The sequence below is a fragment of the Photobacterium sp. SKA34 genome, assembly GCF_000153325.1.
Classification (GTDB): Bacteria; Pseudomonadota; Gammaproteobacteria; order Enterobacterales; family Vibrionaceae; genus Photobacterium.
In genome coordinates, this window is sequence record NZ_CH724143.1 from 379,768 (window position 1) to 406,038 (window position 26,271).

Annotated in this window: 26 protein-coding genes and 1 riboswitch; of the genes, 22 read left to right on the top strand and 4 right to left on the bottom strand. The window is 41.9% G+C overall.

Annotated elements, in window-relative coordinates; translation table 11 throughout:
- The first annotated feature begins 11 nt into the window (after window positions 1-11).
- The 19 genes from iscR (at window position 12) to der (ending at window position 18,178) form a co-directional block, all read left to right on the top strand.
- On the top strand, window positions 12-527 hold the full coding sequence (gene iscR / locus SKA34_RS14680) for a Fe-S cluster assembly transcriptional regulator IscR (RefSeq protein WP_039860694.1): 516 nt from the start codon (window positions 12-14) through the stop codon (window positions 525-527).
- Window positions 528-558: 31 nt separating this feature from the next.
- Window positions 559-1,773, top strand: a complete 1,215-nt coding sequence (locus tag SKA34_RS14685) for an IscS subfamily cysteine desulfurase (RefSeq protein ID WP_006646315.1) — start codon at window positions 559-561, stop codon at window positions 1,771-1,773.
- Between the two features lie 33 nt (window positions 1,774-1,806).
- On the top strand, window positions 1,807-2,193 hold the full coding sequence (iscU, locus tag SKA34_RS14690) for a Fe-S cluster assembly scaffold IscU (protein WP_006646316.1): 387 nt from the start codon (window positions 1,807-1,809) through the stop codon (window positions 2,191-2,193).
- Window positions 2,194-2,211: 18 nt separating this feature from the next.
- Window positions 2,212-2,535 (top strand): iron-sulfur cluster assembly protein IscA, encoded by a 324-nt coding sequence (iscA, locus tag SKA34_RS14695; RefSeq protein WP_006646317.1) that lies wholly within the window; start codon window positions 2,212-2,214, stop codon window positions 2,533-2,535.
- A gap of 86 nt (window positions 2,536-2,621) precedes the next feature.
- Window positions 2,622-3,137 carry a co-chaperone HscB gene (gene hscB / locus SKA34_RS14700; RefSeq protein WP_006646318.1) on the top strand — a complete coding sequence of 172 codons (516 nt, stop codon included), beginning with the start codon at window positions 2,622-2,624 and terminating at the stop codon, window positions 3,135-3,137.
- Between the two features lie 33 nt (window positions 3,138-3,170).
- A complete protein-coding gene (gene hscA / locus SKA34_RS14705) occupies window positions 3,171-5,024 on the top strand; it encodes a Fe-S protein assembly chaperone HscA (RefSeq protein ID WP_006646319.1) in 1,854 nt (617 codons plus the stop codon).
- A 2-nt stretch (window positions 5,025-5,026) separates the two neighbouring features.
- The gene (gene fdx, locus SKA34_RS14710; RefSeq protein WP_006646320.1) at window positions 5,027-5,368 is read left to right on the top strand and encodes an ISC system 2Fe-2S type ferredoxin; all 342 of its coding nucleotides are present in this window, start codon (window positions 5,027-5,029) and stop codon (window positions 5,366-5,368) included.
- Between the two features lie 89 nt (window positions 5,369-5,457).
- Window positions 5,458-5,661: a Fe-S cluster assembly protein IscX gene (gene iscX, locus SKA34_RS14715; protein ID WP_006646321.1), complete on the top strand. Its 204-nt coding sequence runs from the start codon at window positions 5,458-5,460 to the stop codon at window positions 5,659-5,661.
- Between the two features lie 187 nt (window positions 5,662-5,848).
- Window positions 5,849-7,132: an aminopeptidase PepB gene (gene pepB, locus SKA34_RS14720; protein WP_006646322.1), complete on the top strand. Its 1,284-nt coding sequence runs from the start codon at window positions 5,849-5,851 to the stop codon at window positions 7,130-7,132.
- A 78-nt stretch (window positions 7,133-7,210) separates the two neighbouring features.
- The gene (gene pepB, locus SKA34_RS14725; protein ID WP_006646324.1) at window positions 7,211-8,488 is read left to right on the top strand and encodes an aminopeptidase PepB; all 1,278 of its coding nucleotides are present in this window, start codon (window positions 7,211-7,213) and stop codon (window positions 8,486-8,488) included.
- Between the two features lie 64 nt (window positions 8,489-8,552).
- On the top strand, window positions 8,553-8,984 hold the full coding sequence (gene ndk, locus SKA34_RS14730) for a nucleoside-diphosphate kinase (RefSeq protein ID WP_006646325.1): 432 nt from the start codon (window positions 8,553-8,555) through the stop codon (window positions 8,982-8,984).
- Between the two features lie 271 nt (window positions 8,985-9,255).
- Window positions 9,256-10,377: a bifunctional tRNA (adenosine(37)-C2)-methyltransferase TrmG/ribosomal RNA large subunit methyltransferase RlmN gene (locus SKA34_RS14735; RefSeq protein ID WP_006646326.1), complete on the top strand. Its 1,122-nt coding sequence runs from the start codon at window positions 9,256-9,258 to the stop codon at window positions 10,375-10,377.
- A 56-nt stretch (window positions 10,378-10,433) separates the two neighbouring features.
- A complete protein-coding gene (gene pilW, locus SKA34_RS14740) occupies window positions 10,434-11,192 on the top strand; it encodes a type IV pilus biogenesis/stability protein PilW (protein WP_006646327.1) in 759 nt (252 codons plus the stop codon).
- On the top strand, window positions 11,182-12,198 hold the full coding sequence (gene rodZ / locus SKA34_RS14745; protein WP_006646328.1) for a cytoskeleton protein RodZ: 1,017 nt from the start codon (window positions 11,182-11,184) through the stop codon (window positions 12,196-12,198). The genes pilW and rodZ overlap by 11 nt, the downstream gene beginning before the upstream one ends.
- Before the next feature lie 15 nt (window positions 12,199-12,213).
- A complete protein-coding gene (gene ispG / locus SKA34_RS14750; RefSeq protein WP_006646329.1) occupies window positions 12,214-13,335 on the top strand; it encodes a flavodoxin-dependent (E)-4-hydroxy-3-methylbut-2-enyl-diphosphate synthase in 1,122 nt (373 codons plus the stop codon).
- 95 nt (window positions 13,336-13,430) lie between these two features.
- Window positions 13,431-14,699, top strand: a complete 1,269-nt coding sequence (gene hisS / locus SKA34_RS14755; protein ID WP_006646330.1) for a histidine--tRNA ligase — start codon at window positions 13,431-13,433, stop codon at window positions 14,697-14,699.
- Window positions 14,700-14,712: 13 nt separating this feature from the next.
- On the top strand, window positions 14,713-15,324 hold the full coding sequence (locus tag SKA34_RS14760) for a YfgM family protein (protein ID WP_006646331.1): 612 nt from the start codon (window positions 14,713-14,715) through the stop codon (window positions 15,322-15,324).
- Window positions 15,325-15,335: 11 nt separating this feature from the next.
- A complete protein-coding gene (gene bamB / locus SKA34_RS14765; protein ID WP_006646332.1) occupies window positions 15,336-16,499 on the top strand; it encodes an outer membrane protein assembly factor BamB in 1,164 nt (387 codons plus the stop codon).
- Between the two features lie 176 nt (window positions 16,500-16,675).
- Window positions 16,676-18,178, top strand: a complete 1,503-nt coding sequence (gene der, locus SKA34_RS14770; protein ID WP_006646333.1) for a ribosome biogenesis GTPase Der — start codon at window positions 16,676-16,678, stop codon at window positions 18,176-18,178.
- A 92-nt stretch (window positions 18,179-18,270) separates the two neighbouring features.
- Here der and SKA34_RS14775 read toward each other — a convergent pair whose 3' ends face one another.
- The 3 genes from SKA34_RS14775 to SKA34_RS14785 form a co-directional block, all read right to left on the bottom strand.
- A complete protein-coding gene (locus SKA34_RS14775; protein ID WP_006646334.1) occupies window positions 18,271-19,125 on the bottom strand; it encodes a co-chaperone YbbN in 855 nt (284 codons plus the stop codon).
- Between the two features lie 470 nt (window positions 19,126-19,595).
- Complete coding sequence (locus SKA34_RS14780) at window positions 19,596-20,423, bottom strand: SDR family oxidoreductase (RefSeq protein ID WP_006646335.1); 828 nt, start codon at window positions 20,421-20,423, stop codon at window positions 19,596-19,598.
- Window positions 20,420-21,034 carry an arylesterase gene (locus SKA34_RS14785; RefSeq protein WP_006646336.1) on the bottom strand — a complete coding sequence of 205 codons (615 nt, stop codon included), beginning with the start codon at window positions 21,032-21,034 and terminating at the stop codon, window positions 20,420-20,422. The genes SKA34_RS14780 and SKA34_RS14785 overlap by 4 nt, the downstream gene beginning before the upstream one ends.
- Here SKA34_RS14785 and SKA34_RS14790 point away from each other — a divergent pair.
- From SKA34_RS14790 to ribB, 3 genes are all read left to right on the top strand, one after another.
- Complete coding sequence (locus tag SKA34_RS14790; protein WP_006646337.1) at window positions 21,033-21,722, top strand: ABC transporter ATP-binding protein; 690 nt, start codon at window positions 21,033-21,035, stop codon at window positions 21,720-21,722. The genes SKA34_RS14785 and SKA34_RS14790 overlap by 2 nt on opposite strands.
- A complete protein-coding gene (locus SKA34_RS14795; protein WP_006646338.1) occupies window positions 21,712-24,186 on the top strand; it encodes an ABC transporter permease in 2,475 nt (824 codons plus the stop codon). The genes SKA34_RS14790 and SKA34_RS14795 overlap by 11 nt, the downstream gene beginning before the upstream one ends.
- 106 nt (window positions 24,187-24,292) lie before the next feature.
- Window positions 24,293-24,434, top strand: a riboswitch (FMN riboswitch).
- A 98-nt stretch (window positions 24,435-24,532) separates the two neighbouring features.
- Window positions 24,533-25,210 (top strand): 3,4-dihydroxy-2-butanone-4-phosphate synthase, encoded by a 678-nt coding sequence (gene ribB / locus SKA34_RS14800; RefSeq protein WP_006646339.1) that lies wholly within the window; start codon window positions 24,533-24,535, stop codon window positions 25,208-25,210.
- A gap of 40 nt (window positions 25,211-25,250) precedes the next feature.
- On the opposite strand, the gene SKA34_RS14805 is transcribed toward ribB, so the two are convergent.
- On the bottom strand, window positions 25,251-26,153 hold the full coding sequence (locus SKA34_RS14805) for a TIGR01777 family oxidoreductase (protein WP_006646340.1): 903 nt from the start codon (window positions 26,151-26,153) through the stop codon (window positions 25,251-25,253).
- Window positions 26,154-26,271: the final 118 nt, after the last annotated feature.

Consider the following 26,271-nt stretch of genomic DNA (forward strand, 5'->3'; position numbering starts at 1 on the left):
GTAGCAGTGTTATGAAGTTGACTTCAAAGGGAAGATACGCGGTAACGGCAATGTTAGATGTTGCATTACACTCGCATAATGGACCGGTTCCATTGGCGGATATTTCAGAGCGTCAAGGAATATCGCTGTCTTACTTAGAACAATTATTTTCGCGTCTTCGCAAAGCAGGGCTTGTAACCAGTGTTCGTGGCCCTGGTGGTGGTTACCGTTTAGGCGAAGAAGCATCTGATATTGCTGTCGGTATGGTGATCGCAGCAGTTGATGAATCAGTTGATGCAACCAAGTGTCATGGAAAAGGGGACTGCCAAGGTGGTGCTCGTTGTTTAACTCATACGTTATGGCATGACCTAAGTGATCGCATTAGCGGCTTTTTAAATAACATCACTCTTGGTGAGTTGATGAAAGATAATGATGTACAAAGCGTTTCTGATCGTCAGGATGAAATCCTACAAGGAAATAGCAAAGCATCTTTTGGACATAAAAAATCACACGACAGCGCCACAATAGGTGTCGATGTCCGCTCCTAGAGACCAGACGTTCGTGTTTTCGGAGAAGAAAATGAAACTGCCAATATATTTTGATTACTCAGCTACTTGCCCTGTTGACCCTCGCGTTGCCGAGAAAATGATGCAGTGCTTAACTATCGAAGGCAACTTCGGTAACCCAGCATCACGCTCTCACCGTTATGGTTGGCAGGCAGAAGAAGCAGTGGATACTGCTCGTGAAAATATTGCTGATTTAGTAAATGCAGATCCACGTGAAATTGTATTTACCTCTGGTGCAACGGAATCGGATAATCTCGCGATTAAAGGTGCTGCGCACTTTTATAGCAAAAAAGGTAAGCACGTTATTACCTGTAAAACAGAACATAAAGCGGTTCTTGACCCATGTCGTCAGCTAGAGCGTGAAGGTTTTGAGGTAACGTACCTTGAGCCTGAATCAAATGGTCTGATTGATTTAGCTAAACTACGTGATGCTATGCGTGAAGACACAGTTCTAGTTTCAATCATGCACGTGAATAATGAAATTGGTGTGGTTCAAGATATCGCAGCAATTGGTGAGCTTTGTCGTGAAAACAAAACGGTTTTCCACGTAGATGCAGCACAATCAGCGGGTAAATTACCTATTGATGTACAAGCAATGAAAGTCGATATCATTTCTTTCTCTGCGCACAAAGCTTACGGTCCTAAAGGTATTGGTGCCCTGTATGTCCGTCGTAAACCACGTATTCGCTTAGAAGCGCAAATGCATGGTGGTGGTCACGAGCGCGGTTTCCGCTCAGGTACGTTACCAACGCATCAAATCGTGGGAATGGGTGAAGCATTCCGTATCGCGAAAGAAGAAATGGACCAAGATTATCAACACGCGCTTAAATTACGTGACCGTTTGTTAATGCGTCTAGAAGGCATTGAAGAAATGTCTATCAACGGTGACTTAGAGCAACGCGTACCCCATAACTTAAATATTAGTTTTGCTTTCGTTGAAGGCGAATCATTGTTAATGGCGTTAAAAGATCTTGCAGTATCATCAGGTTCAGCTTGCACATCAGCAAGTCTAGAGCCTTCTTATGTACTTCGTGCATTAGGTCTTAATGATGAACTAGCACATAGCTCTATTCGTTTCTCATTTGGTCGTTTCACGACGGAAGAAGAAATTGATTATGCAGCAATCCAAATTAAAGGTGCAGTAGATAAACTACGCGAAATGTCACCACTTTGGGATATGCATAAAGAAGGTATTGATTTAAACACAGTTGAGTGGGCGCACCACTAATCTGCGGTTAGACTGTTTTCGAGGAAATTTATCATGGCATATAGTGAAAAAGTCATCGATCATTATGAAAATCCGCGTAACGTGGGTTCATTTGACAAAGATGATCAAAATGTAGGTAGTGGCATGGTGGGAGCACCAGCATGTGGCGATGTAATGAAACTTCAGATTAAAGTAACTGAAGAAGGCATTATTGAAGATGCAAAATTCAAAACCTATGGTTGTGGCTCTGCAATTGCTTCTAGCTCACTGATTACTGAGTGGGTTAAAGGTAAAACATTAGATGAAGCTGCATCAATCAAGAACTCTGCGATTGCTGAAGAGCTTGAGTTACCACCGGTTAAAGTTCACTGTTCAATTCTTGCAGAAGATGCAATTAAAGCAGCAGTTAGCGATTATAAAAAGAAACACGAGCAAAAATAACTTTCTGAGGGTTGCAGTATGGCCATTACTATCACTGAAGCGGCAGCAGGTCGCGTATCGACTTTTTTAGCCAATCGTGGCAAAGGTCTTGGCTTACGTCTAGGTGTGCGTACTTCAGGATGTTCTGGAATGGCTTATATCCTTGAGTTTGTTGATGAACTCGATGAAGGGGATCAAGTCTTCGAAGAAAAAGGCGTTAAAATTATTGTTGATCCGAAAAGTCTCGTTTATCTTGAAGGTACAGAGTTAGACTTTGCTAAAGAAGGTCTAAATGAAGGCTTTCAATTTAACAACCCTAACGTTTCAAGCGAATGTGGTTGTGGTGAAAGTTTCAACGTATAAACGTTTTTAGTGTTTCAATTAAACCTGATTGCTGATCGTCTTTGGCGAGTTGGTTATCAGGTTTGATTTTTATAAATGGTCGCAATATGAATCATTTCGAATTATTTGGGCTACCTTTTCAGTTTGAACTGGACGGTGGCCTTCTTTCCAGTCAGTTCCGCGAATTACAACGTCGTTTTCATCCCGATAATTATGCTACAGCATCCGAGCGTGATCGTTTACTGTCTGTTCAAAAAGCTGCACAAATTAACGATGCATTTCAAACGTTAAAGAATCCTGTATCGCGTGCTGAATACATGTTGGCTGAACGTGATGAAGATATTCGTGGCGAACAAAAAACACTGCAAGACATGGCTTTTTTGATGCAGCAAATGGAGTTGCGTGAAACATTAGAAGCTATTTCTGATTCATCCGATCCTGAAAGTGCGTTATTTGATTTTGAGCAGCAAGCTTCTGCGATGTATAAAGAGCAATTGGCGCAACTTGCTGAGCTATTGAATAATGAACAATGGGTTGAAGCGGCTGATGGCGTGCGAAAATTAAAATTTATTGTAAAATTGCGTGATGAAGTTGAGCGCCTTGAAGAGTCGCTATTCGATTAATCATCCACATGCGTTATTTAGATAGGAATGACAATGGCACTGTTACAGATTGCTGAACCGGGTCAAAGTGCTGCACCACATCAACATAAGTTGGCGGTGGGTATAGATCTAGGTACAACGAATTCACTTGTTGCTGCTGTTCGCAGTGGCGTTGCAGAAACATTAGATGATACAGAAGGTCGTGCAATTCTACCTTCTGTCGTTCATTTCGGTGACAATGAAGTCTTAACCGGTGATGCAGCCCGCGCTTTTGCTCAACAAGACCCAACCAACACGATTCTATCAGTTAAACGTCTTATGGGACGTTCACTGGCTGATATTGAACAACGTTACCCGCAGCTACCATACCAATTTGAAGCATCAGATAATGGATTACCTCAGCTTATCACGCGTAGTGGTAATATAAATCCTGTTCAGGTTTCTGCTGAAATTCTTAAATCATTAAGTCAACGTGCGGTTGATACGCTGGGTGGTGATCTTGAAGGTGTGGTAATTACGGTTCCTGCTTATTTTGATGATGCGCAACGCGCGGGTACAAAAGATGCAGCGAAATTAGCTAACCTCAATGTGCTTCGTTTACTTAATGAACCAACAGCTGCAGCGATTGCTTATGGCTTAGATTCAGGTCAAGAAGGTGTGATTGCCGTCTACGATTTAGGTGGTGGTACGTTTGATATTTCTATTTTACGTCTTTCTAAAGGTGTATTTGAAGTATTAGCGACTGGCGGTGATTCTGCATTAGGCGGTGATGACTTTGATCACTTGTTAGCTACGTGGATCTTAGAGCAAGCGGGTTACACTGATGCACTTACAGCACAGCAACGCCGCGCGCTACAAGATACAGCTCAAGCGGCAAAAGTGACGTTGACTGATGCAGATAGCGTTGAGTTTGATGTCTTAGGGTGGCAAGGTGAGATTAGTCGTGAGCAGTTTGACGTACTTATTCAACCACTTGTGAAAAAAACGCTAATGGCGTGCCGTCGCGCATTAAAAGATGCTGATATCACTACTGATGAAGTGATTGAAACAGTAATGGTTGGCGGTTCAACACGCGTACCATTGGTTCGTGATATGGTAGGTGATTACTTCGGTAAAACACCGTTAACGTCTATCGATCCTGATAAAGTGGTTGCGATTGGTGCAGCGATTCAAGCTGATATATTGGTGGGTAATAAACCTGATTCCGATATGTTATTGCTTGATGTGATCCCACTTTCACTAGGTATTGAAACGATGGGAGGCATGATTGAGAAAATTATTCCTCGTAATACGACGATCCCTGTTGCTCGTGCGCAAGAGTTTACTACTTTTAAAGATGGTCAAACGGCAATGTCCGTTCACGTCGTACAAGGTGAGCGTGAAATGGTGAGTGATTGTCGATCTCTAGCACGATTTATCCTACGTGGTATTCCTGCAATGGCTGCAGGTGCTGCTCATATTCGTGTTACTTACCAAGTTGACGCTGATGGTTTATTGTCAGTCACAGCAATGGAAAAGAGTAGTGGCGTACAGTCCTCTATCCAAGTTAAACCTTCTTATGGCTTATCTGAAAATGAAATTGCGACTATGCTTCGTGATTCAATGACCTATGCACAAGATGATAAAGATGCACGTGCATTGGCAGAACAGCAAGTGGAAGCTGATCGTGTTTTAGAAGGGTTAATCGCAGCACTTGCCGCTGATGGTGATACCTTATTGAGCACACAAGAGCGTGCCGAATTAGAAACAGTAATGATGGAACTAGTTCAATTGCGTCAGGGAGCAGATTCTCGCGCAATTGAAGCTGGAATTAAGAAAACAGATAAAGCAAGCCAAGAATTTGCTTCTCGTCGAATGGATAAATCTATTCGTCAAGCATTGGCTGGCCAATCTATTGATGAGGTTTAAGCATGCCTAAGATCGTTGTACTTCCCCACGAAGAACTATGCCCTGAAGGTGCAGTATTAGAAGCAGAGTCAGGCGAAACAGTCCTTGATGTTGCGCTACGTAATGGTATTGGAATTGAACATGCGTGTGAAAAATCTTGTGCATGTACTACGTGTCACGTTGTGATCCGCGAAGGTTTTGATTCATTGAATGAAAGTGATGAACTAGAAGACGACATGCTTGATAAAGCATGGGGGCTAGAGTCTGAATCTCGTCTAGGTTGTCAGGCGCGAGTCGCTGATGAAGATCTAGTGGTAGAAATCCCACGCTATACGCTAAATCTTGCCTCTGAGGCTGCGCACTAATTATAAAAAAGGTTACCATTAGGTAGCCTTTTTTTTCATCTCAGCGTTATTATTAGGTTATCTGTCAATATAATAAGAAGGTATTTTTAATGAGCTTAAAATGGATTGATTCGCTCGATATTGCAATTGAGCTGTGTGAACAACATCCTGATATTGATCCCAAAACAATTCGCTTTACTGACCTCAGCGAGTGGATACTTGCACTGGATGATTTTGATGATGATCCAGCCCACTGTAGTGAGCGAGTACTAGAAGCTATTCAGATGTACTGGATTGAAGAAGCTGAAGAATAAAGCGTCGTAATAGAATAAGCATCTAATTGATTGTAGAAACAATTGAATTAGATGCTTTTTTTGTTTTTGTCCGTAGATTAATATTTTAAATCTAATTGCAATCAGCGTACTTTACCCCCATAACTATTTATCAATAACGCATGTATTTGTTTAACACTGCGTAGTTGCTACATTCAAGGAGTTTTTAATGTCGACTATCATGGCTGTTTCTCTCACTCAACAAGCAGCAAATGCACAATGGGGTGTCAATGCCTTACTGAGCTTTAATGCTGAAGGTGCTGTTATTCATTTAATGGAAAATGAGCAACTTGTTAATATCCAACGCGCAGCCCGTCGTTTAGATACGCAGGGTATCAAACAGGTAGAACTTTCAGGTGAAGGTTGGGATTTAGATCGAACGTGGGCATTTATCCAAGGACATCGTACATCTAAGTCTGGCAACAGTGTGGTTTGGTCGGCGTTAAATGAGACTGATGAAGCGGAATTACAAGCACGAATCAAAGCGACTGAATGGGTACGTGAAGTTATTAACCAGCCAGCAGATGTTGTGCGCCCGTCACAGTTAGCGACACGTGCTGGTGAATTTATTAAATCGTTAGCACCAGAACATGTGACTTATAAGATCATCAAAGGTAATGATTTATTGGATGAAGGTTGGAACGGTATTCATGCTGTAGGTCGTGGCTCAGAGCATCGTCCAGCGATGCTTCGTCTGGATTATAATCCAACGGGTGATGCTAATGCGCCAGTGTTTGCATGTTTAGTTGGTAAAGGGATCACATTTGATTCCGGTGGTTACAGTATCAAACCCTCTACTGGTATGACTGCGATGAAAGCCGATATGGGTGGTGCAGCATTAGCGACAGGTGGTTTAGCATTAGCGATGGCGCGCGGCTTAAACAAGCGTATTAAGTTGGTGCTATGCTGTGCTGAAAATATGATCTCAGGTCGTGCACTAAAACTTGGCGATATCATTAAGTATAAAAATGGTACTACAGTTGAGGTTTTAAATACCGATGCGGAAGGACGTTTAGTCTTGGCTGACGGCTTAATTTACGCGAATAGCCAAAATCCTGAATTAGTGATTGATTGTGCAACATTAACAGGCGCAGCCAAAATGGCGCTTGGCAATGATTACCATGCGCTGCTAAGCTTTGATACTGAGTTGTCTCATGCCGCATTAACAGCTGCTGTAGAAGAAAATGAGGGTATGTGGCCGTTACCACTTGCCGATCTTCACCGTAACATGTTGCCATCAAATTATGCCGATCTTGCCAATATCTCAAGTGGTGATTTTATGCCAGGTGCAAGTACTGCAGCAGCATTCCTATCTTACTTCGTTGATGATTATAAAAAAGGTTGGATGCACATTGATGCCAGTGGTACCTTCCGTAAAAGTGCTAATGATCAGTGGTCAGCAGGTGCAACAGGCATGGGTGTAAGAACACTTGCAAACATCCTAACTAAATAAGTTCAGTTTCAAAATTAAAAGCCTTCTTATGATAAGAAGGCTTTTTGCATTATCAGAATAAGAAAGGAAGGCTTTATCATGCTCAATGTTTATTTATCAACTGAAGAGTCTAACGGTCCTTGGGGATTAAATTCTCTACTAAGCTATCAGCCAGATAGCGCGACAGTTCATTATTGCAGTGATTTTCCATTACGCCGTATTCAGCAGGCTGGTCGTCAAATTCAATCACAAGGTGCACAAGCTGTACGTTTAGTGGGGGAAGGTTGGAATTATGAGCGTCAATGGGCGTTTTACTGTGGTTTTGCTGCAACTGTTATACCAGTAGATATTCAATGGGCCTCCATTGATGAAGATGAATTAGAACTATTAAATGCTCGTCGTCATTGTTCTGACTGGTTACGTAAAACGGTTAACGCGACTCCTGAAGATATGTCACCCGAGAAATTAGCGCATGAAGCAACCTGTTTTCTAAAAAAAATCGGTGGTGACAATATTCATGCGCAACAAATTGTGGGCGATGAACTATTAGCTGATGGTTGGGTGGGAATATACAATGTTGGACGCGGTAGTGTGCGTCCTCCTGTAATGCTTGAAGTAGATTACAACCCTACTGGTGATCCTGAAGCGCCAGTATCGGCTTGTTTAGTAGGTAAAGGGATCACCTTTGATTCTGGTGGTTACAGTTTAAAGCCTAGCGCAGGCATGGTTGCGATGAAATGCGATATGGGAGGAGCCGCTACGGTTACTGCGGCGTTAGGTTATGCGATAGAGCAAGGACTACGTCAACGTGTGAAGTTGATCCTATGCTGTGCTGAAAACCTCGTATCAGGTAACGCTTATAAGCTTGGTGATGTGCTAAGTTATAAAAATGGTGTTACGGTTGAAATAGTTAACACTGATGCTGAAGGGCGCTTGGTATTGGCTGATGGCTTAATTGCAGCTTCTGCGACAGGTGCACCACTGATCATTGATGCTGCGACGTTAACCGGTGCAGCAATGGTTGCAGTAGGTAGTGACTATAATGCAATTTTTGGTTTAGATAAGCCATTATTACAACAGGCACAGCAGTTATCTGAGCTAGTAAATGAGCCCGCATGGCCATTACCGTTAGAAAAATGGCATCAAGAATATTGCCCTTCACCTTATGCTGACACCGCGAATAGTCGTGTACAAAAAGGTGGTGGTATGGGAGGCGCATCCAATGCAGCGGCGTTTTTGTCTCGTTTTGTTGACACAGAAAATAGTCGTTGGATCCATTTTGATTTAGCGGCATGTTTCCAAGATGGCGGAGATTCTCGCTGGGCCGCTGGCGCTACAGGGTTAGGTCTTGCTAATATTGCAGGTTTGTTGCTGTAACTTAAATTCATGAGTTTGTTTTTGACTCGTAGAAAGCAATAAGACTCAAAAGGAAAATATAATAATGACAATCGAAAGAACTTTCTCAATTGTAAAACCAGATGCGGTTAAACGTAATTTGATTGGTGCAATCTATCAGCGTTTTGAAAATGCAGGTTTGAATATTGTTGCAGCTAAAATGTTGCATCTAGACAGTGCGAAAGCGCAAGGTTTTTATGCAGAGCATGAAGGTAAACCTTTCTTTGATGATTTAGTGGCATTTATGACATCAGGTCCTGTCATGGTTCAAGTACTTGAAGGTGAAAATGCTATTACACGTTACCGTGAGTTGATGGGTAAAACTAACCCTGAAGAAGCGGCTTGTGGCACTATCCGTAGTGATTTTGCATTAAGTATGCGTCATAACTCAGTACATGGTTCGGATAGCCCAGAATCTGCCGCTCGCGAAATTGCATACTTCTTTGCTGAAGATGAAATTTACCCACAAGGTGAATAAAGGTTTTAAATCTATGAGTCGTCAGTGAGAAGCACTAATGTGAAACACTGAAAGAATAGATTAATCATATTATTAACGGGAAGCATTGACTTCCCGTTGTTGTATGTGGCGTTTTGAAATCAGCAACACTAAAATAACCTTAGAGTCTAGGTGTGGAAACCATGCCACAAAGGCTGTACAATTTCGCGCCTTAAACCCGAGATAACAGAGCTATCGATAGAGCTTGGTTATTAAGGCGCAGCAATAGTCATTTTTAGTGAGGCACCAACCGATGACAACTGTCAAAATCAATCTGCTGGATTTCGATCGCAAAGGTCTACGTAAATACTTTGCAGAAGAACTTAATGAGAAGCCATTCCGTGCAGATCAGATCATGAAATGGATTTATCATTTCGGTTGTGATGACTTCGATCAAATGACCAATATTAACAAAAAGTTACGTGAAAAATTAAAGCGCGTAGCTGAAATTCGTGCGCCGCATGTATCTGAAGCTCAGTATTCAACTGATGGTACGATTAAATGGGCGATGCGTGTTGGCGATCAAGATGTTGAAACCGTTTATATTCCTGATGAAGATCGCGCAACATTGTGTGTCTCTTCACAGGTTGGCTGTGCATTAGAATGTAAATTCTGTTCAACAGCACAACAAGGCTTCAACCGTAACCTACGTGTATCTGAAATTATTGGTCAGGTATGGCGTGCTGCAAAAGAAGTGGGTATTCAAAAGGATACAGGTCGTCGTCCAATCACCAACATCGTAATGATGGGAATGGGTGAGCCATTATTGAACATGAAAAACCTGATCCCAGCATTAGAAATCATGCTTGATGATTTAGGTTTTGGTTTATCTAAACGTCGCGTTACAGTTTCAACCTCGGGTGTCGTATCAGGCCTTGAGCAAATGATTGATACGATTGATGTGGCTTTAGCTATTTCATTGCATGCACCAACGGATGAGCTACGCTCTCAAATCATGCCAATCAATGATCGTTGGAATATTGAAGCATTTTTAGATGTTGTGCGCCGTTATGTGAATTCAACGAATGCGAACCGTGGTCGAGTAACGGTAGAATACGTATTGTTAGATCATGTTAATGATGACATGGAGCATGCTCGTCAATTAGCGAAAGTATTAAAAGATACGCCTGCAAAAATTAACTTAATTCCGTTTAACCCGTACCCTGGCTCACCATACAAAAAGCCAAGTAACTCTCGTATTGATCGTTTTATGAAAACACTAATGGAATATGATTTCACAGTGACGGTTCGTAAGACTCGTGGTGATGACATTGATGCAGCTTGTGGTCAGCTAGTCGGTGATGTTATTGACCGTACTAAGCGTACTCAAGCAAAATTAAATGCGGGTGAACAAATTGCAGTAAAAGCTGTCTAAAAACAGACTACTATAAATAACTGCGAAATTTCACATGGATGTTGAGGTGAGCGAAAATGGTACGATGGAGCGTATATCCACTGTTGTTATGCCTATTATTTACAGGCTGTGCCACAGTGGATGTGGTAGATAATGGTAAAGAATTTGATGCCAAAGCTGCCTCAGAAGCGAGATTGAACCTCGGGCTAAATTACTTAAAAGATGGCCAGTGGGAGCGTGCACGAGAAAATTTGGAAATCGCATTAAAATATGATCCTGATTACTACCGTGCACAAATATCGATGGCTTATTATTATCAAAAAGTTGGCGAAAAAGACGCTGCAGAGAAAATGTACCGAAAAGCATTAAAACATTCACCAAAAAATGGCGATGTTTTAAACAACTATGGTGTATTCTTGTGTAGTGAAGGGCGTTACGATGAAGCCATTGCCGCTTTTGTTAAAGCGATTGAACAACCTTATTATTATCTGATTTCGGCAAGTTATGAAAATGCAGGCTTATGTAGTCGTAAGCAAGGTAATTTAGAAACCGCGACGGGTTATTTTGAAAATGCGCTTTCCCATGACCCGTACCGACCGAGATCTATGTTGCAACTGGCGCAAGTTGAAATTGAATCTAACAATTTTAAAGATGCTCGCGTACAGTTATTCAAATTTAATAAGAGATATGGGTACACAGCAGACAGTTTGTGGTTGCTCATTCAGTTGGAAAGACAAGCTGGAAGTTTAACGCAGTCAAAAAAATACGCTATTTTGCTGAAAGAGAAATACCCAGATTCTCTGCAATATCAGAATTATTTGGCCAATGAATACTGAAAATAATGAAGAACAAAAAATAACAGAAGAAACACTGTTTCCAGGTGACGTACTCCGTCAAGCTCGAGAGCAACTTGGCTATTCACAAAAGGACATTGCGAACCGTTTGAGGTTGCGACTTTCTGTTATTGATAACATAGAAAATAATCAATTTGATCAAGCTCAACTAGCCACGTTCACACGTGGCTATGTGCGTTCATATGCAAAATATGTCGGCTTGGAAGAAGAAGCGGTATTAGCATTACTTGACAAATGTGGGCACAGAAAGCCGAAAGCTCAAGATATGCAAAGCTTTTCACGTCGAACGAAACGCGAAGCGCATGATAGTCGCATTATGGGATTAACATGGATTCTTGCTGCCGTTTTTGTTGGTGTGACAGCAGTTTGGTGGTGGCAAAATATTCATTTAGAACAAGCACCTGTTGCTACAACAACAGCAGATCAAACCGTTGCTCATGAAAAGCAAGAACAGGGTTCTGATGACACAATAGTAACCACATTAAATGGTGATGATGCATCAATCAGTGCCACTCAACCAGCAACGGTTGATACCGATGTTGATCACTCTTCATCAACGAACACTGAACAAAATACCGCTGCATCGACAACTTCTGCTGATGCTGCGACAGATTCATCTCCAATAACCACATCAACGGCTGCAACTGGTACACCAGCTGAGAATACTGAAACAGCAGTATCAACAACAACTGATGTTACTGAAAATGCAGAGACAACAGCTAATGCAACACCTGTCGTTGATACAACTGCACCACAGCTACAGCTAAAGTTTTCAGCTGATTGTTGGATAGATGTTCGTGATGCAACGGGTAAACGATTAGAGTCTGGTATCAAGAAAGCTGGTCAAGTATTAGATTTAGAAGGTAAAGCACCATTTCGTGTTCGACTTGGCGCACCTAGTGCCGTTAAAATTAACATTAAGGGTCAACCTTTTGATTTAAGTCGTTACCCTGCGTCTAAGCCAGTAACACTTAAGTTACCGCAGTAATGTAGAGAAAAAGCAATGCATAACGAATCACCAATTATACGCCGTCAATCGAGCCGAATTTATGTCGGTAATGTTCCTATTGGCGATGGTGCACCTATCGCCGTTCAGTCGATGACCAATACTCGTACAACAGATGTTGAAGCGACTGTTGCACAGATCAAGGCATTAGAAAAAGTTGGTGCTGATATTGTACGTGTCTCTGTACCGACGATGGATGCCGCGGAAGCTTTTAAATTGATCAAGCAACAAGTGAATATTCCACTGGTTGCTGATATTCATTTTGATTATCGCATTGCACTTAAAGTGGCAGAATACGGTGTGGATTGTTTACGTATTAACCCAGGTAATATTGGTCGTGAAGATCGTATTCGCTCTGTGGTTGAATGTGCTCGTGATAAAAACATTCCTATCCGTATCGGTGTAAATGGTGGTTCACTTGAAAAAGAGATCCAGCTAAAATACGGCGAGCCGACACCTGAAGCACTGGTAGAGTCCGCAATGCGTCATGTGGAAATCTTAGACCGTTTGAACTTTGACCAATTTAAAGTCAGTGTAAAAGCGTCAGATGTTTTCCTTGCTGTTGAGTCATATCGTCAGCTTGCTAAACAAATTATTCAACCACTTCACCTTGGTATTACTGAAGCCGGAGGTGCTCGTGCTGGTTCGGTTAAATCAGCCGTTGGTTTAGGTATGCTTTTGTCAGAAGGAATTGGTGATACCTTACGTATCTCGCTAGCAGCTGATCCCATTGAAGAAATCAAAGTTGGTTTTGATATATTAAAATCATTACGTATTCGTTCTCGTGGCATCAACTTTATTGCTTGTCCGACATGTTCACGCCAAGAGTTCGATGTTATCAATACGGTAAATGAGTTAGAGCAACGTTTAGAAGATATCGTTGTTCCAATGGATGTTTCTGTGATTGGTTGTGTGGTTAATGGACCAGGTGAAGCGGAAGCGTCTCACTTAGGCATTGCCGGTGGTAACCGTAAGAGTGCTTTTTATGAAGACGGTATTCGTCAAAAAGAGCGATTCGATAACGATAATGTGATCGACCAGCTTGAGAGTAAAATTCGAGCAAAGGCATCAATGTTAGATAAAAACAACCGAATTGATGTAAAACAGCAAGATATATAATCAAAAAACCATGCTCATATTGCTGAGCATGGTTCACTATTTCAAAAAGAAATTATATATTCGATTCTAATACCCAGCGGTTAACGAGAATAAACGTGGCGAAACAAATTCAAGCAATTCGAGGCATGAACGATTGCCTTCCAACACAATCTCCACTTTGGCAAAAAGTCGAAGGTACTGTTAAACAAGTGATCAGTGCATACGGTTACAATGAAGTTCGTATGCCTATTGTTGAATCAACACATTTGTTTAAACGTGCTATCGGTGAAGTGACAGACGTTGTTGAAAAAGAAATGTACACTTTTGAAGACCGTAATGGTGATAGCTTAACGCTACGTCCTGAAGGGACTGCAGGCTGTGTACGTGCTGGTATCCAAAATGGTTTATTATACAACCAAGAACAGCGTCTTTGGTACATTGGCCCAATGTTCCGTCATGAGCGCCCACAAAAAGGTCGTTACCGTCAGTTTCACCAAGTAGGTGTGGAAGTATTTGGTCTTAACGGTCCTGATATCGATGCTGAACTCATCATGATGACTGCACGTCTATGGCGTGAGCTTGGCATTAATGAGCACGTACGTTTAGAGTTGAACTCAATTGGTTCACTAGAAGCACGTGCCGAATATCGCAAAGCACTGATCGCATTTTTAGAGCAACACTTAGATGTGCTTGATGAAGATGCAAAACGCCGTATGTACACCAATCCATTACGTGTTTTAGATACTAAGAATGCTGCAATTCAAGAAATTTTAGAAGATGCACCTAAACTTTCAGAGTACTTAGATTTAGAGTCTAAAGAACACTTTGCGGGTTTATGTGAACTATTAGACGCTGCTGGCATCAAATATCAAGTAAATGAACGTCTTGTTCGTGGTTTAGATTATTATAACCGTACTGTATTTGAGTGGATCACAGAGAGCCTTGGATCACAAGGTACTGTTTGTGGTGGTGGTCGTTACGATGGTCTAGTTGAACAACTAGGTGGTAAAGCGACACCTTCAGTTGGTTTTGCTATGGGGCTTGAGCGCCTAGTATTACTAATGAAAGCATTAGAACAAGACGAGGTTCGTCGTTCTGTAGATGTATACATGGTTACAGCAGGTGAAGGCACATTAGCTGTGGGCATGAAGTTAGCTGAAAAACTACGTACTGAAGTACCAGGTTTACGAGTGATGACTAACTTTGGTGGTGGTAACTTCAAGAAGCAATTTAAGCGTGCTGATAACGTTGGCGCAGCGGTTGCATTAGTTCTTGGAGAAAATGAAATCGCTGAAAACTCCGTAGTAGTAAAAGATTTACACGGCGGTGAGCAGACGACCATTGCACAGGATGAGGTTGCCGCAAAGCTGGCAGCATTGATTTAAGAGAGGACAGGAAGTGAACGACTACGCCACAGAAGAACAGCAGGTTGAAGCGATTAAATCGTGGTGGCAAGAAAACGGCAAAGCCGTTGTTCTAGGTGCCGTGATTGGTTTAGGTGGTCTTTGGGGCTGGCGTTACTACCAGTCTGAAGTACATGTTGCAAAACACATTGCATCTGATAACTATACACAGGTTGTTTCTGCGCTTGATGAAAACAGCAAAGACGCAGTCGCTGAAGCAAAAACGTTTATTGATGCGAATAAAGATAGTCAATATGCGGTACTGACAGCACTACAACTAGCGAAAGTTCAGGTTGATAATAAAGATCTGGATGGTGCGGTTGAGCAACTTCAATGGGTGATTAATCACACCAAAGATGAAGCCATTTTGCCATTAGCAACAACACGTTTAGCTCGTATTTATGCTGAGCAACAAAAATTTGATGAAGCATTGGCTGAGCTTAAAAAGGTAACAGTACCAAGTTGGAAGTCAAAAGTCGCTGAACTGCGTGGTGATATCCTGCTACAAAAAGGTGATATCAATGGTGCACGTGAAGCATATGTAGAAGCTCAGCAAGAAGGTTCATCACCTGCGCTGCAAATGAAGCTTGATGATTTAGCGCAATAAGGCAGATGATGATGCATAAGGTGTTAAAACGTGTTTTGGCTGTTGCTGTTGCAGTAAGCGTGCTATCGGGTTGTGCAAGTGAAGTCGATTCAATTCAAATGGCACCATTGCCAAAGGTTGATAATACTTTCACACCAAAAACAGATTGGAGCCGTAGCGTAGGTAACGGTGTTTCTGGTTATTACTCAAAACTCACGCCAGTTGTTGGGTTAGATAAAGTGTACGTTGCAGATCGTGATGGTTTGATCGAAGCACTGAACCCAGAAAATGGTGAAGTTGAATGGGAAACTGACCTAGAAAAAGACAACAGCGCGTTGTTGGCTGGTGGGCTTGTTTTAGGTGATGGTAAAGTTTTTGTTGGTACAGCCAATGCAAAAGTCATTGCACTTGATGCTGAGACGGGTAAAGAAGTATGGCGCACCAATGTTGCTGGTGAAGTTCTATCAAAACCACTTGTTTCTGATGGCTTAGTTGTTGTCAATACTAGTTTGGGTGTGCTGCAAGCGCTTGATGCTGAAACTGGTGCTTCTAAATGGCAAGTCAGTAATGAAGTTCCAACGTTGACATTACGTGGTGATAGTTCACCTGTTTCTGTTTCTGGTGGTGTGTTCTGGGGCTTAGCGAATGGGCGTTTAGCTGGCGCGTTAATGACTGATGGACGTATGTTGTGGCAACAATCGATAGCGGCACCAAAAGGTTCAACAGAAATTGATCGTTTAGTTGACGTTGATGCGTCACCTGTTATTGATGGCGATCGTTTATATGCCGTTGGTTATAATGGCTCATTGGTATCGATCGATCTACGTTCTGGTCAGATCGCATGGAAACGTAACTATTCGTCAGCAACTGACTTTGTGATTGATGGTAGTGAGCTGTTCTTAGTTACAGCGAAAGATCATATTGTTGCTGTTGATGCGCGAAGTGGTACAGAGCTATGGCAGAACACTGATTTACAATATCGCCAACTAAGTGCGCCAGCTGTGATTGATGGTTATGTAGTTGTGGGTGATGCAGAAGGTTACTTACACTGGCTTGATACCCAAAGTGGCGAGTTTGTTTCTCAAGAATCAGTAGACGGTAGTGGTATTGCTGTACCGCCTGTTGCACTAGACGATAATGGCTTTATTGTTGTGACCCGAGACGGTGAAATCAACAAAATGCAAATACCGCAATAAAACGGTATAATGTCGCTAGATTAATTTTTCGGCTCCAGCTGCGATACGTAGTTGGAGCCGTTGTTGTTATATCCGTTGAATATATTATTGTCGGATGAAGGTTTACAAAAATGTGAACTGGAGGCAAGAATGAACGGTAAAAATGTCAATAAGACTATGAAAAGTAAGAGGTAGTTATGATTCCTGTTGTTGCCCTAGTCGGGCGCCCGAACGTGGGTAAATCGACGCTATTTAATCGTCTTACTCGCACAAGGGATGCACTTGTTGCTGACTTTCCTGGCTTAACTAGGGATCGTAAATACGGTAGAGCAGAGCTAGAAGAGCATGAATTCATTGTTATCGATACCGGTGGTATTGATGGTACTGAAGAAGGCGTTGAAACAAAAATGGCAGAACAGTCATTAGCAGCGATTGAAGAAGCTGATGTTGTTCTGTTCCTAGTAGATGGTCGAGCTGGCTTAACGGCAGCAGACGAAGCAATTGCTAAGCACCTACGCAGCCGTGAAAAGCCAACGTTCCTTGTGGTAAACAAGGTTGATGGTATTGATGCAGATAGTGCTTGTGCTGAATTCTGGCGTTTAGGCGTTGATGCAATGTACCAAATTGCAGCAACGCAAAACCGTGGTGTTACTGCATTGATGGAGCGCGCATTAGCACCGTTCTCTGACAAACTGAATGCAGAGCTTGCAGAAGAAGGTGAAGAGCAAGAACTTCAACTTGAAGATCTTACATCTGTTGAAGATATCGAGAAAGCAAACCTTTCTGAAGCGGATGCGGAAGCTGCCTATAAGCGTCTTCAAGAGCAGCCAATTAAGCTTGCAATTATTGGTCGTCCAAACGTAGGTAAATCAACACTAACAAACCGTATTTTAGGTGAAGAACGTGTTGTTGTTTACGATATGCCAGGAACAACGCGTGACTCTATTTACATTCCAATGGAACGTGATGGTCAAGAGTACGTATTGATCGATACTGCGGGTATCCGTCGTCGTAAGAATATGCACCAAGCGGTTGAGAAATTCTCGGTTATTCAAACGTTAAAAGCGGTTGAAGATGCTAACGTTGTATTGTTGATTATCGATGCTCGTGAAAACATTTCAGATCAAGATCTAAGCTTATTAGGTTTTGCACTAAATGCTGGCCGTTCATTAGTGATTGCTGTGAACAAGTGGGATGGTTTAGATAACGAAGTGAAAGAGCGTGTTAAGTCTGAACTTGACCGTCGTTTAGGCTTCGTTGACTTTGCGCGTATTCACTTTATTTCAGCACTTCATGGTACCGGTGTTGGTCACTTGTATGAGTCAGTGATTGAAGCATACCAGTCTGCAACTAAGCGTATTAGTACATCGTTACTAACGCGTATTATGCAAATGGCACAAGATGATCACCAACCACCAATGATCCGTGGTCGTCGTGTGAAGCTTAAGTATGCGCACGCAGGTGGTTATAACCCACCGATCATCGTGGTTCACGGTAACCAAGTTAATGATCTTCCGGGGTCATACAAGCGTTACCTAATGAACTACTACCGTAAGTCATTAGAAATGATGGGTACACCTATTCGTATTCAATTCCAGAATAGCGAAAACCCATTTGAGACTAAAAAGCAGAAGCTAACTGTTTCTCAAGAGCGTCAGCGTAAGCGTTTAACGTCTGCACTGCGTGATCGTAAGAAGTAATATTTTACGATAAATGAATACGAAAGAGCCCGATACGTGAACTCTTAGAGTTAAAAGCGTATCGGGCTTTTTGCTATTTATACTTTGTCGAATTAATACATCAAAGAGTAAAGCTGACGGCGGTAAGAGGCTGCAATCGGATTACCTTGACCTAATGCTGCAAGAATATCCATCATGGTTTTCTTTGCATTACCATCAGAGAAGTTCATGTCTTTACGTAAAATTGCAATCAATAACTCTAGCGCTTCTTCATTACGTTTTACTTGGCTGTATTGCACGGCGAGTTCATAACGTAAATCAACATTGTCAGGATCGGCTGCTAGCTTTTGCTCTAGTTGTTGGATCTCTGGCGAGTTACCTGCTTGCTTGTGTAATTCTAATTTAGCGACTAGGCCTTTGTATTGTGAATCTTGATCTTGCATTGGAATTGTTGCAAGAATCGGCTCGGCTTCATCAAATAAAGCAGTTTCAATCAGGCATTCAGCAATAGCGAGTTTTACTAAGCTATCGTTAGGTAGTTGTGTTGACAGTTGGCGAAGTAGGGGGAGAGCTTGAGCGTACTCTTTATTATCAACTAATACCAATGCCTGTTTTAATGCGATCTCTTCTTGGCTTGGTAGATGACGAGTCAGCATTTCACGTAACGTTTGTTCTGTTTGTGGTCCCGCAGAGCCATCAGCAGGTTGACCATCTTTAAACAGAGCAACAGTAGGTAAACCACGGACACCGAACTGAGAAGCGACCATTTGTTGGGTTTCACAGTTTAGCGAAGCAAGAATAAATTGTCCTTGGTATTCGCGAGCAAGTTTTTCTAGCGTTGCATTCACTTCTAGCGTTTCAGGCATCGATGGCGCCCAAAAACTGATCACAACAGGCGTTTGCATCGATTGCTCGATAACCTGTTGCAGATTTTGTTCATTAATTTCTAGCGCAGTATTTTGGTACATGTAATTCGATCCGTTGACTATTTGAAAGGCTATATCAAATATATGGGGATGAATCGATGTGGATCAAGTTGAGATAATGAAACAGAAATTAGTAAGTGTTTAAATAATGAGAAAGAACAGTATTAATTTCCGAATACCAGCAAAAGCGCTAACGTAATACATGCACACAGTAAGTTAATTTGGCGCAATGTCATATATACACCTTAAACGTAATGAAGAAAGAGCTAAGTTTGATAGTTAGCTTAAGTTATGGGATCACATTACATTTGTTATATGACAGTAATATTACGTTTTATGGGAAATGTAATACTGGGTGAGGTTCTTAACTGGAGTGAGTATTTTTTTATGTTTAGTGGTTATAAATCAGCGTATTAATCATTGTTGATTTTATAAATGTTGTTTTTATCACCACTTTTATAGGGTGAGAAAACTGCTTAAAAACTATGGAGTTTAAGCAGCTTATTTATTTTTTAATTGCTTTTTATCAATAACTTATCAAGGGTTGATGTTGGTAGGATACGACGTAAAAAACCAAAAATATAAGTCGGTTGTGTCACGTAATAGCGTGATTTTGGGCGAGAGCTATTAATGATGTCTAATAGTGGGCGTAATACTGCATCAGGTTTTAAAGTGAATTTGTTGGTTACCTCTTCTTTACCAAGACGAGATAGGGTGTCTTGGTAGTTGTCATAATGACGAGAGTTGTTCATATCAATATGGCGTTCAAACATACGTTTTGCGTTAGCGCGAAATTGGCTTTCAATTGGTCCCGGCTCGATCAAAGAAATACTGATCGGCGTATTGTCTAACTCTAAACGTAAGGTATCGGTATAGCCTTCAATAGCAAACTTACTAGTGTTATATGCGCCACGATATTTCATGGCGACTAATCCCAGTACTGAGCTGTTTTGTACAATTTTACCGTGACCTTGGGCTAGCATCAGTGGGATAACTTGTTTAGTCAGTTCATGCCAGCCAAAGAAATTCGCTTCAAATTGCTCACGTAAGGCAGATGTCGGTAAATCTTCTAATGCGCCGGGTTGTCCGTAAGCTGCATTATTAAATAATACATCTAATTTTCCATCTGTGATGGCTAGGGTTTGGTTTAAACCTTCAGTAATGGATGACTCAGAAGTGACATCTAATTGAACGCAGCGAATACCTTCTTGATTGAGTCTTTCCACATCTTCTGATTTGCGACAACTAGCAACCACGTTGAAGCCTTGCTCGGTCAGTATTTTTGCGCAGTAATAGCCAATACCAGAGCTACACCCTGTAATTAAAATAGATTGTGTCACTGTGAGCTTTCCTTGTTGAGATAAGGTTGAAGATGCTTTGCCATAAATTGAGCGATCAGCGGTTGTGCTTGTGCGGTTGGGTGAAGGCCATCTTTCATCATCAATTCTGGCTTTACAATAATATCGATTAGAAAAAACGGCAATAAAGGCACATTGGTGTCTTCACTCAATGATGGATAAGTATTGCGAAACAGTTCGTTATAACGTTTACCATAATTGGGTGGGACTTCAATTTGCATTAATAGTGGCTGAGATCCCACTTTTTGGATCTCATTGATCATTTGATTAAGGTTATTACGTAATATTTTAGGATGAAACCCACGTAAGCCATCATTTGCACCTAATTCTATCAAAACAAAATCAGGCTTATGTTGTTCTAATAATGCTGGTAACCGAGCCAACCCGTTACCACTGGTATCGCCAGAGATACTCGCATTCACAATGGTCGTTGGTTGTTTTTGGTGTTCTAACAGTGGCGGCAGAAGTGCAGGCCAACTTTTCTCTGCTGGCATCTGATAACCAGCACTGAGGCTATCGCCAAGAACTAACAGTGTTTGACTCAATGCGGTGGATGAAAACACCAGCATCAACAATGAAAGGATTCGTATCATGTCTGTCTCCGTAATTAAGGCACACTCTGTTTCAAAACAAGTCACGACTACCTTGTCGCCCATGACTATTTTGCAGGATGTTTCGCTTGAGGTCGAGCAAGGAGAATCTATTGCCCTTGTCGGTGTTTCTGGCGCAGGAAAATCAACTCTGATGACATTACTGGCAGGGCTAGATGTACCAACACAAGGTGAAATAGAACTGCTTGGTCATAATCTTTCTACGTTAGACGATGAACAACGTGCTCAATTACGTAGTGAATCAATTGGTTTCGTGTTTCAAAACTTCCTGTTACTACCGACCTTAAATGCACTTGAGAATGTCACTTTACCGTGTTTGATCCAAGATAATGAGATGGATGTTGAGCGAGCTAAAGAGCTACTTGCTGTTGTTGGCTTAAAAGGTCGAGAAACCCATTTACCAAGCCAGTTATCCGGTGGTGAGCAACAACGCGTCGCATTAGCTCGCGCTTTTATGATCAAACCGAAAATCTTGTTTGCTGATGAGCCAACAGGCAACCTTGATCAGCATACGGCAGCCATGATCATTGAGTTGTTGTTTGAGCTTAATAAAAACAGTGGCACAACACTGGTACTTGTCACCCATGACGATACGTTGGCGGCTCGTTGTGATCGTATTATGCGATTAGATAACGGCAAACTCGCGAGGGATGAACGTCATGCAGAGTGATTCACTTTCGATGAAAAAGCGTCCATTCTTTTTGCGTTGGGCGTGGCGTGAAATACGACAAGGTCAGTTGTGGTTAGTCACCTTGGCGCTGGGCTTAATTATAGCTTGTGTATTTGCGTTATCGGCATTGGTAAGCCGTGTTGAAGGGATCATTGTTTCGCAAGGTCGCTCTGCGTTAGCGGCAGATATGGTATTGAAGTCATCGCAAGCGGTAGATTTACAACAGTTATCAACAAATAAGGTCGCCATCTCACAGCAAACTCGTTTTGGCACTATGGCATTTAGCGATAACGGTATGCAGTTAGTTAGCGTTAAGGCTGTTGATGCGAAATTTCCATTACGTGGCGATTTACGATTGCAAGCGGTTGGTCAGTCTGTGCACCATCATGTGAAACCCGGTGAGTTGTGGTTATCAGAACGTTTATTTTCTCTACTTGATGTCAAAGTGGGCGATACACTAATGCTGGGTGATGGGGAGCTAACCATCACTGGGCGAATCTTAGAAGATCCTGAGCTGTCTTTTAACCCTTTTAGCCAAATGCCAGCAGTATTGATCAACAATCAAGACATTGCTGTCATTGGCGGGATTCAAGAAGGTAGCAGGATCAGCTATCGCTACTATTTTTCCGGCTCAGATCCTGATCTTGCTGATATTCGTGAAACGATGAAGTTAACCCCAAGTCAGCGCTGGTTAACTGAAAATGATGCTGGGCGCAGTGGCGATTTTATTGAGCGAGCAAGGCAATACTTATCGCTGACTCTAGTGCTGGTGGTGCTCATGGCATCAGCAACCTTAGTACTTACATGTCAGCACTATGCGTCGACGCGGATCACGTCAGTCGCGATGATGAAGAGCCTTGGCGCCAGTCGAGGCTTTTTATGGCGATGGTTATTACAACAGATTGCGGTTGTGTTTTCAGTCGCGATTGGTGTCGGTTTGTTATTGGGTTTTGGGCTCGAATGGTTACTGCGCTATCCACTGCAACAGTTGTTACCTGATGAATTACCGACTATTGGGTTTGCTCCGTTAGTGATTAGCTTACTGCTTGCTCTTTTCATTTCATTGCCAGCGTTGGGTATACCTCTATCTCGCTTGGTCAATGCTTCTGCAATGAATACGGTACAAGCAACCCAGACTCCAACATCTAAGTTCTCAACTATATGGTTGTTGTTGATCTTCCCTGTTTTTGCAGCGGTATGGTGGATTGGTAGCAATGTATTTGTGTGGCTCACCTTATTGGGCATGGTGGCACTGTTAGTGTTGCTGGCTTTAGTTGGCCTTGCTGCCATCGCATTACTTAAGAAGATTAAGCTTGGCTCTGCTTATGCTTTAGCGTTAAGCCGTGTTAATCGTAGTAAAGCGAAAACCGCGACACAATTGGCGGCATTGACGTGTTCGTTAATGCTATTAGCAGTAATTGGATTATTACGAAATGAGCTACTAGCGGATTGGAAAAATACCTTACCTGCTGATGCGCCTAACGTGTTTGCACTTAATATTGCACCAGAACAGCAACAAGCTTATTTAGCTTATTTGGATGAGAACAAGTTGGAGCGTTCAGAGGGCTACCCAGTGACGCGCGGGCGATTGGTTGCGATTAACGAAGAACGTTTTTATTCGAATGAAGAAAATAATAAAAGTGGAGCACAAGAAGCTGATAGCTATTCTGAAAATAACCGCTCTCGGGATGAATCTTTACGCCGAGAGCTAAATTTTACATGGGCAAAAACACTGCCGACTCATAATGAAGTGATTGCCGGTAAGTGGGGGAGTAGCTCTGGTGTTTCAGTCGAATCTGGTGTAGCGAAACGCTTGAACATTGCATTGGGTGACAAGCTGGCTTTTACCGTTGGTGGGTTAGAATTTAACGCCACTGTAAACAGTATTCGTGATGTGGAATGGCGTAATATGAAGCCGAATTTCTATTTCATTTTCACCCCAGATGTATTGCAGTCGTTTCCTGCTACATGGTTAGTGAGTTTTAGAGTGAATGATCAGCAAAGCGATTTACTCAATACCTTAGCTAGTAATTATCCAACCGTGAGTGTGCTTGATTTACGTATGATGGCAACACGGATTCAAGCTTTATTAGCCCAAGTGAGTTGGTCACTTACGGTATTAGCTGGCTTAGGTGTACTGAGTGGATTACTACTCATTATGACCTTGTTACGCTTGAGTATTTCAGAGCGTCAAAGTGAAATTCAGCTTTATCGCACACTCGGTGCTAGTCGCAATCGCATTGCTGCTACCTTGTGGTTTGAATACGGCATTATTGCGTTATTGGCTGGCATTATTGCGGCCATTGGCGCTGAATTTGTTGTCGGTTTGCTGGTGGTGAAAGGCTTTGAACTGCCGTTTACTATACATCCATTTATGTGGTTAGGCTTACCTGTGCTGGCGATTGGGTTGGTGTATTTAGTGTCACGATCGCAGATCAAGAAGCTGTTGTTGCCGTTGCGTTGATAAGGGTAATAGCCCTATTTTTATTTGTTAATTATTCTATCTGTTATCACATTACTCGGTAAGTGAATAAGTTATTATGAAATCGAGTAATAACATTACTTATTATATTAATTCTCAGGGCGGGGTGGAATTCCCCACCGGCGGTGTACTTTTTTAAGTGAGCCCGCGAGCGCTCGATATTTTTGAGGTCAGCAGATCTGGTTAGAAGCCAGAGCCGACGGTTATAGTCCGGATGAGAGAGAATTTAACAACAGGTGCTTTTGCATATTCATGCAAAAGCATATTTTGTTTGTCATTTATAAACTCTCAACTAGCCCTGATTCTGGTTATATTTTTTGGAGAAACCATGAATCAGATTTCCTTATTAGCCGAGTTTGGCTCCCCAATAACACGAGTAGAAAATGCACTTAATGCCTTACGTCGTGGGTTAGGTGTCATGTTACTTGACGATGAAAATCGAGAAAATGAAGGAGACTTAATTTTCTCTGCTGAACACATTACTGCTACTCAGATGGCACTTATGATCCGAGAGTGTAGTGGTATTGTTTGTCTTTGTTTGACCGAAAAACATGTCAAACAATTAGATTTGCCAGCGATGGTAGAAAATAATAATAGTGCTAATAAAACGGCATTTACAGTCTCTATTGAGGCAAAAGAAGGCGTTACGACTGGTGTTTCAGCTTCAGATCGCGTCACAACTATAAAAACAGCGATTGCATTAAATGCACAGCCTTCAGATTTAGCTCGTCCTGGTCATGTCTTTCCACTATGCGCGAATGAGAAAGGGGTATTAGGACGAAGAGGCCACACTGAAGGCACAATTGATTTAATGACATTGGCAGGTTTGGAGCCTGTTGGGTTACTTTGTGAGTTAACCAATATTGACGGTACAATGGCAAAAGCAGATGAAGTAGTATATTTTGCTAAGCAACACAATATGCCAGTTTTAACCATTGAAGATATTGTGGCTTATCGCCTTCAGCAGAAGAAAGATAAATCTCAAGAATTAGAGATGGTTTTATAAAGAAAAGGGGGGCTAAGAATAGCCCCTATTTTTATTTCTCTTAATCACACAATGTCTGCTTCAATGCTTGTTCAATACAAGGGAAGCTAAAGTTAAACCCTTCTTGCTGTAACTTATTCGGTAGCGCACGTTGGCTATCTAGTAATAGCTGTGCTGACTCCCCAAGCCCCAATTTTAAAACCCATGCTGGAGTGAACAAAAAGTGCGGGCGCTTTAGGGTTGCCGCTAAGGTTTGGCTAAACACTTTATTGGTCACAGGTGTTGGGGCGGTAAAGTTAAATGCGCCATGCGCTTCTGGGTGATTAAGTAAGAACAGAATGCCTTTGATCATGTCCTGTATATGGATCCACGGGAAGTATTGCTTACCATCGCCAATTTTACCACCTAACCCTAGTTGATAAGGCAGTAACATACGCGCTAAGGCGCCGCCTTGTTTGCCTAGTACGATACCTGTGCGGATAAGGCATACACGGGTTTGTTCAGATTGAGTCTCAAGGGCAATTTGCTCCCAGCGGTAACAGACGTTTTGCGCAAAGTCGTTATCGTTAATATCAAGCGGGGTCGATTCATCAATGCTTTTATCTTGATTATCACCATAAATGCCCACCGCTGAACCACTAAGAAAAGTATATGGAGGATTACTACTGGCTTTAATTTTATCAACGAGTTGCTGGGTGATATCCCAACGACTTTGACAGATTTTTTCTTTTTGTTTTTCACTCCAGCGCTTATTGATGATCGGCTCACCAGCAAGGTTGATAATGACGTCAAATTGGTCGAAATTGTCGAAGCTATCTAGGTTATCAACGGCGTGGATATGATGACCAAGTTGGTTGTAAGCACGAGTAGGGTTACGTGTAAGTATAGTGACGTGATCATGATTGAAATGGGGAATAAGTGCTCGTCCAATAAAACCTGTTGCGCCTGTCATTAAAATATTCATGTCGTTATTCCATTATCAGCCATCATCTAAGTTTTGATGTGTCGCTTATTTCTATTATATATCGGTTAAATTATCAGTATAACGAGTCACTTAAAAACCATTTTATTAATATTGTGAC